Below are 5,957 nucleotides of genomic sequence, written 5' to 3' on the forward strand. Positions count from 1 at the left end.
CCGCCTTGACCTCGTCCTCGAACAGGGCCGGCAGGATGTTGACGTTGGCCGGCTTGGCATGGCCCAGGCCCGAGCCGATGCGGATGAAGTCGGACGGTGCATCCTTGAGCAGGATCGGCCGCTTGTCGGCCGCCGCCTGCCCGACCAGGCCCTCGCGCAGGTGGAACTCGGTCTTGAGTTCCTTGGGGTTCTCGGCGCCGTAGCTGGCGACCAGCTCCAGGCGGGTGTCCTCCTCCTCGCGCCTGGTCACATAGAACACGCCGTACTGCGCGTTCACCAGCGGCGCGACCTCTGACATGATGAGATTGGATACCGTCGCCAGGTCGCGTTCGCCCTGCAGCATGCGGCTGAACCGGGCGAGGTTGGTCTTGAGCCAATCCTGCTCCGCATTCTTCAAGGTCTGGTCCTTGAGGTTGCGGATCATCTCATTGATCGTGTCCTTGAGCGCGGCCATCTCGCCCGACGCTTCCACCGCGATCGAACGGGTGAGGTCGCCCTTCGTCACCGCCGTCGCCACCTCGGCAATCGAGCGAACCTGGTTGGTAAGGTTGGCCGCTAGCTGGTTCACGTTGTCGGTAAGGTCGCGCCATAGCCCGGCGGCGCCCGGCACGCGGGCCTGGCCGCCAAGCCGGCCCTCGATGCCGACCTCGCGGGCCATGTTGGTCACCTGGTCGCCGAAGGTCGACAGCGTTTCGATCATGAAGTTGATGGTCTCGGCCAGCGCCGCGATCTCGCCCTTGGCGTCGAGCGTCAGGGTCCGGCGAAGATTGCCCTGGGCCACCGCGGTCACGACATCGGCGATGCCGCGCACCTGGCTGGTCAGGTTGCCGGCCATCATGTTGACGTTATCGGTCAGGTCCTTCCAGGTCCCCGCCACCCCCGGCACCTGCGCCTGGCCGCCGAGCTTGCCTTCGGTGCCGACCTCGCGCGCCACGCGGGTCACTTCGGAAGCGAAGCCGTTGAGCTGGTCCACCATCACGTTGATGGTGTTCTTAAGCTCCAGGATCTCGCCCTTCACGTCGACCGTGATCTTCTTGGACAAATCGCCGCGGGCCACGGCAGTGGTCACGTCGGCGATGTTGCGGACCTGGCCGGTCAGGTTCTCGGCCATCGCGTTCACATTGTCGGTGAGGTCGGCCCAGGTGCCCGCCACGCCCTCCACGCGCGCCTGGCCGCCGAGCTTACCTTCGGTGCCGACTTCGCGGGCCACGCGGGTCACCTCGGAGGCGAAGCTGTTCAGCTGGTCCACCATGACGTTGATGGTGTTCTTCAGTTCCAGGATCTCGCCGCGCACATCCACGGTGATCTTCTTGGACAGATCGCCGCGAGCCACCGCGGTGGTCACCTCGGCGATGTTGCGAACCTGGCCGGTAAGATTGCCCGCCATCAGGTTCACGCTGTCGGTGAGGTCGGCCCAGGTGCCGGCGACGCCTTCCACCTGCGCCTGACCACCGAGCTTGCCCTCCGAGCCCACTTCGCGCGCCACACGGGTCACCTCCGACGCGAAGCTGTTCAGCCGGTCCACCATCGTGTTGATGGTGTCCTTTAGCTCGAGGATCTCGCCGCGCACGTCCACGGTGATTTTCTTCGACAGGTCGCCCTTGGCCACCGCGGTGGTCACCTCGGCGATGTTGCGGACCTGACCGGTAAGATTGCCAGCCATCAGGTTCACGCTGTCGGTCAGGTCGGCCCAGGTGCCCGCGACGCCCTGCACCTGTGCCTGGCCGCCGAGCTTGCCTTCCGAGCCCACCTCGCGCGCCACGCGGGTCACTTCCGAGGCGAAGCTGTTCAGCTGGTCCACCATGGTGTTGATGGTGTCCTTGAGCTCCAGGATCTCGCCGCGGACGTCAACCGTGATCTTCTTGGACAGGTCGCCCTTGGCCACCGCGGTCGTGACCTCGGCGATGTTGCGGACCTGGCCAGTCAGGTTGGCGGCCATCAGGTTTACATTGTCGGTGAGGTCCGCCCAGGTGCCCGCCACGCCCGGCACCTGCGCCTGCCCGCCGAGCTTGCCCTCGGTGCCGACTTCGCGGGCCACGCGGGTCACTTCGGACGCGAAGCCGTTGAGCTGGTCCACCATGGTGTTGATGGTGTTCTTGAGCTCGAGGATCTCGCCCTTCACATCAACGGTGATCTTCTTGGAAAGGTCGCCCTTCGCGACCGCAGTGGTCACCTCCGCGATGTTGCGGACCTGCCCGGTCAGGTTCTCGGCCATGGAGTTCACATTGTCGGTCAGGTCCTTCCAGGTGCCGCCGACGCCCTCCACCCGGGCCTGCCCGCCGAGCTTGCCCTCCGTGCCGACCTCGCGGGCCACGCGGGTCACTTCGCTGGCAAAGGCGTTCAGCTGGTCCACCATCACGTTGATGGTGTTCTTGAGCTCCAGGATCTCGCCCTTCACCTCAACGGTGATCTTCTTGGACAGGTCGCCGCGGGCCACGGCGGTGGTCACCTCCGCGATGTTGCGCACTTGGCCCGTGAGGTTGGTCGCCATCGCGTTGACGTTGTCCGTCAGGTCCTTCCAGGTGCCGGCCACGCCCTTGACGTTGGCCTGACCGCCAAGCTTGCCCTCCGTGCCGACTTCGCGCGCCACGCGGGTCACTTCCACCGCGAAGGATCCGAGCTGCTCGACCATGGTGTTGACCACTTCGCCGATGCGCAGGAACTCGCCCCGCAGCGGCTGGCCGTCCACCTCCACCGTCATGGTCTGCGACAGGTCGCCCTTGGCGACCGCGCCGATCACGCGTGCGACCTCCGTAATCGGCTGGACCATGTCCTCGATCAGCTCGTTGACCGAGCGGAGCTTGAGGTCCCAGCCGCCCTCGGCCCCCTGCACCCGGGCGCGCTGGTTGATGCGGCCTTCCTTTCCGACCACCACCGACAAGCGGTCGAACTCCCTGGTGATCGACTCGTTGAGCGCCACCACCTCGTTGAACAGGGTCGCGATCTCCTCGTCGACGCCCTGGCCGTCCTCCGGCAGGCGGACTGAGAAGTCGCCTCGGCGCAGGGCTTGAAGCGCGGTAACCAGCTGGCGGCGATCGAACATGGTATGCGGCGGTTGTGCGTTCACGGCGAGATATGCCTTTTCTGGTCGATTGGTGTCAGCAGGTCGGCGCCCGGTGGGCTTCGCCTACGGAAGCATTCTTTCAATCTGCTGAAAAGAAGCTGCATGAACGATGAGCGATCGGGCTTGCCGCTTGCTAGGCCAAGCTGGTGCTCCGATCGCTGGCTAGCGCACTCCTGCGCGCCCTGACGTCATCCAGGCTCCACGCGCCCGGGCCGGCGAAGACGAGGTACAGGAACACGAAGCAGTACAGGATCGCCGCGTCGCCGCCGTTGTTCACGGGAAAGAGGTTCTGCGGGGCATGGGCCATCCAGTAAGCGACGGCCATTGTTCCGGACGCCACAAAGGCAGCCGGGCGAGTGAACAATCCCATGACCATCAGCAGTCCGGTGACGAGCTCGATCACTCCGGCGAACGCCCCAGGGTTGTTCAGCGCCCAGCCGGAGCCGGCATACTCGCCAGACGGAAAACCGAAGAACTTCTGGGTGCCGTGCTCCACGAAGATCAGCCCGGACACGATCCGCAGCGCGGCCAGCGCATAGGGCGCGCGCCGCGCGATCCCAACTTCGTCCACCATGCTCTTTCTCCAGCTTCCATACGGTCCTTGGAGCCGCTTGATCAGCGCTCCGGCCATTCTGCCACCTGGGATGTTGGACGCGTTGGGAGCGAAGTGCCAGCCCGGCAGGTCGCGATGCGCCAGCATCGCTATGCGTTACCTGATTTGGGAGTAGTCCACCGAAGGGGACGGCACACACGAACAGCTGGACTGCAAGGTTTGCCGGGCTGTGCTATTGCCCGTAGCGCAGCGCCCGCGCGGACCCGCTTCGGCCCTCAGGCCACTCCATCTCCGCCGAGCGCCCGATACAGCGTCACGCCGTTGCGGGTCTGTGCCAGCCGGACCGCGACCAGGTTGCGCTCGGCGGCGTAGGCGGAGCGCTGGGCGTCCAGGACGTTTAGGAACGGGTCCAGGCCTTCGCGATAGCGCGCGGTGACGAGGCGAAGCGTGTCGTTGGCAGCGGCGAAGTTGCGCTGGTTGGCGGCGACGCGGTCGGCCAGCGTGCCCTTGTCGGCGAGCGCGTCGGCGACCTCGCGGAAGCCGGTCTGGATCGAACGCTCATTGGAGGCGACGGCGCCCTGCTGCTCGGCGCGGCGGAGGTCGACCGTGGCGCGCCGGCTCCCGCCGCTGAAGATCGAATAGTCGGCCCCCACCCCTCCCGACCAGTTGAAACTGCCGCCACTCAACAGGCCGGTCAGCGTGTCGCTGGCAAAGCCCAATAGGCCGGTGAGCGATATGGTTGGGAACAAGGCGGCGCGAGCGGCGCCGATCTCGGCATTGGCGGCGCGCAGCTCATATTCGGCCTGGATGACGTCGGGGCGGCGCAGGAGGATGCGCGAGTCGAGGCCCGCCGGGCGGGCGGCGATGGTGGGCGCGACCTGATGAGATCAGGAAGCTCGGTGGCCGCGCCGAAGCGAACTCCAGCAGCGTTGCCGAGGCAGCGGGGGCAAGCGCCATCGTCGGAGCCGCCGTTCAGGCGTTCGGCAAGCTGACGATCTTGGTCAACAATGCCGGCGTGATCGACTTCGCCCCAACCGACCAGATCACCGACGAGCAGTGGCGCCGGATGATCTCCGTAACGCTGGACGGGACCTTCTTCATGTGCCGGGCAGCCTGGCCGATCTTCACCGCACAGGGCGGCGGCGCCATCGTCAACACGACCTCCAATGCCGGCTTTGCGGGTAACGAGCTGCTGGTCCACTACGGTGCGGCCAAGCTCGCTGTGGCCGGTCTGACGAAGGCGCTTGCTCAAGAGGGCGGCCCGCTCAACATCCGGGTGAACGCAATCGCGCCGATGGCAGTGACCCGCATGAACCGCGAGCATTTCTTTAAGGGTGCGACGACGGAAGGCAAAAACTGGCGCGAGGACATTCGCAGCGGGGAAGGTTCCCATGGGGCCGCCCTCCGCCGTCTCTCCGGCCGTCCTCTGGCTCGCGCTCCGAGATATTGAGGTGAACGGCCAGGTCTACAGCAGTTCGTCGGGCAAGGTGGCCCGAGTGGCCTTTGTGATCGGTTAAGGCTGGTTCGATCCCCATCACACGCCCGAAAGCATCGCTGCGCACCAGGCGGAGATCGATCGGCTGGGCAGCTATTGCGACCCGAAGTCCACGGGCGACGAGCTCGCCCTCATCCCTCCCCTGTTCACCTGACCGGAGCAAGCCTCCAGTCAGCCTGCCCACAAGTTCCGGAGAGTTCCCAATGCACCTGTTTGTGACCACCCGTGACGGGCAAGAGATCCAAGTGGAGGCCACCGCAGACCTCCCGGTGATGAACATCATCCGAGATGCGGGAATCGATGAGTTGGTCGCGCTGTGCGGCGGCTGCCTCTCCTGCGCGACCTGCCACGTCTATGTCGATGACGAACAGCTATCGATGCTCCCGCCGATGTCCGACGATGAAGATGACCTTCTGGATAGCTCCAACGCGCGTAAAGCGTCGTCGCGGCTGTCTTGTCAGATCCCGTTCCAAGAGCAGCTCGCCGGGCTGAAGGTCACGATCGCATCGGAGGATTGACGCCGGCATTGGCAAGCAATGACCATCCTCAAGCATAAGGCGAGCCGTATGTTCGCCCAAGGTGTTGTAGAGCGCGGCACCCTCGATCACGAGCGCGGCTGGTGCAAAGGTGAGCATATCGCCTCTGCTTCGTTAGGTCCTAAACGAGTGCGCATCACAAACCACCTTGCGCAAAGTACTGCAACGCCGGTTCGATGAACTCGCTATTCTCCCAGGTCAGGTGACGCCTCCGGACACGGGTCGCCAGATCCGCACCGTTCGGCCCAGCCGACCTGACGAGCGCGCGAACGTACCGGAAGTCGCCTTGCTTAAGAAAGGTGACCCCTT

At 65.3% G+C, this 5,957-nt stretch carries 5 protein-coding genes; 2 read left to right on the forward strand and 3 right to left on the reverse strand.

Going from position 1 to position 5,957, the window contains the following annotated elements; translation table 11 throughout:
- The 3 genes from QZX62_RS09955 to QZX62_RS09965 form a co-directional block, all read right to left on the reverse strand.
- The coding region (locus QZX62_RS09955) for a HAMP domain-containing protein (RefSeq protein WP_294174116.1) at positions 1–3,067 on the reverse strand (3,067 nt) is incomplete at its 3' end.
- Between the two features lie 130 nt (positions 3,068–3,197).
- Positions 3,198–3,638: a DoxX family protein gene (locus QZX62_RS09960; protein WP_294174118.1), complete on the reverse strand. Its 441-nt coding sequence runs from the start codon at positions 3,636–3,638 to the stop codon at positions 3,198–3,200.
- Positions 3,639–3,892: 254 nt separating this feature from the next.
- Positions 3,893–4,483 carry a TolC family protein gene (locus tag QZX62_RS09965; protein WP_366926199.1) on the reverse strand — a complete coding sequence of 197 codons (591 nt, stop codon included), beginning with the start codon at positions 4,481–4,483 and terminating at the stop codon, positions 3,893–3,895.
- 20 nt (positions 4,484–4,503) lie between these two features.
- Between QZX62_RS09965 and QZX62_RS09970 the strand changes: the two genes are divergently transcribed.
- Entirely contained in the window at positions 4,504–5,067 is a 564-nt protein-coding gene (locus QZX62_RS09970) for an SDR family oxidoreductase (RefSeq protein WP_294174125.1), read from the forward strand.
- Between the two features lie 248 nt (positions 5,068–5,315).
- Positions 5,316–5,630: a 2Fe-2S iron-sulfur cluster-binding protein gene (locus QZX62_RS09975; RefSeq protein ID WP_294174121.1), complete on the forward strand. Its 315-nt coding sequence runs from the start codon at positions 5,316–5,318 to the stop codon at positions 5,628–5,630.
- Positions 5,631–5,957: the final 327 nt, after the last annotated feature.

Origin of the sequence: uncultured Sphingomonas sp. (genome assembly GCF_902806265.1) — a bacterium.
GTDB lineage: Bacteria > Pseudomonadota > Alphaproteobacteria > Sphingomonadales > Sphingomonadaceae > Sphingomicrobium.

What these genes read in the sequence shown, in the direction of transcription:
- QZX62_RS09960 (WP_294174118.1), bottom strand. Translation starts at nt 3,638, where the DNA reads ATGGTGGACGAAGTTGGGATCGCGCGGCGCGCGCCCTATGCGCTGGCC.
- QZX62_RS09975 (WP_294174121.1), top strand. Translation starts at nt 5,316, where the DNA reads ATGCACCTGTTTGTGACCACCCGTGACGGGCAAGAGATCCAAGTGGAG.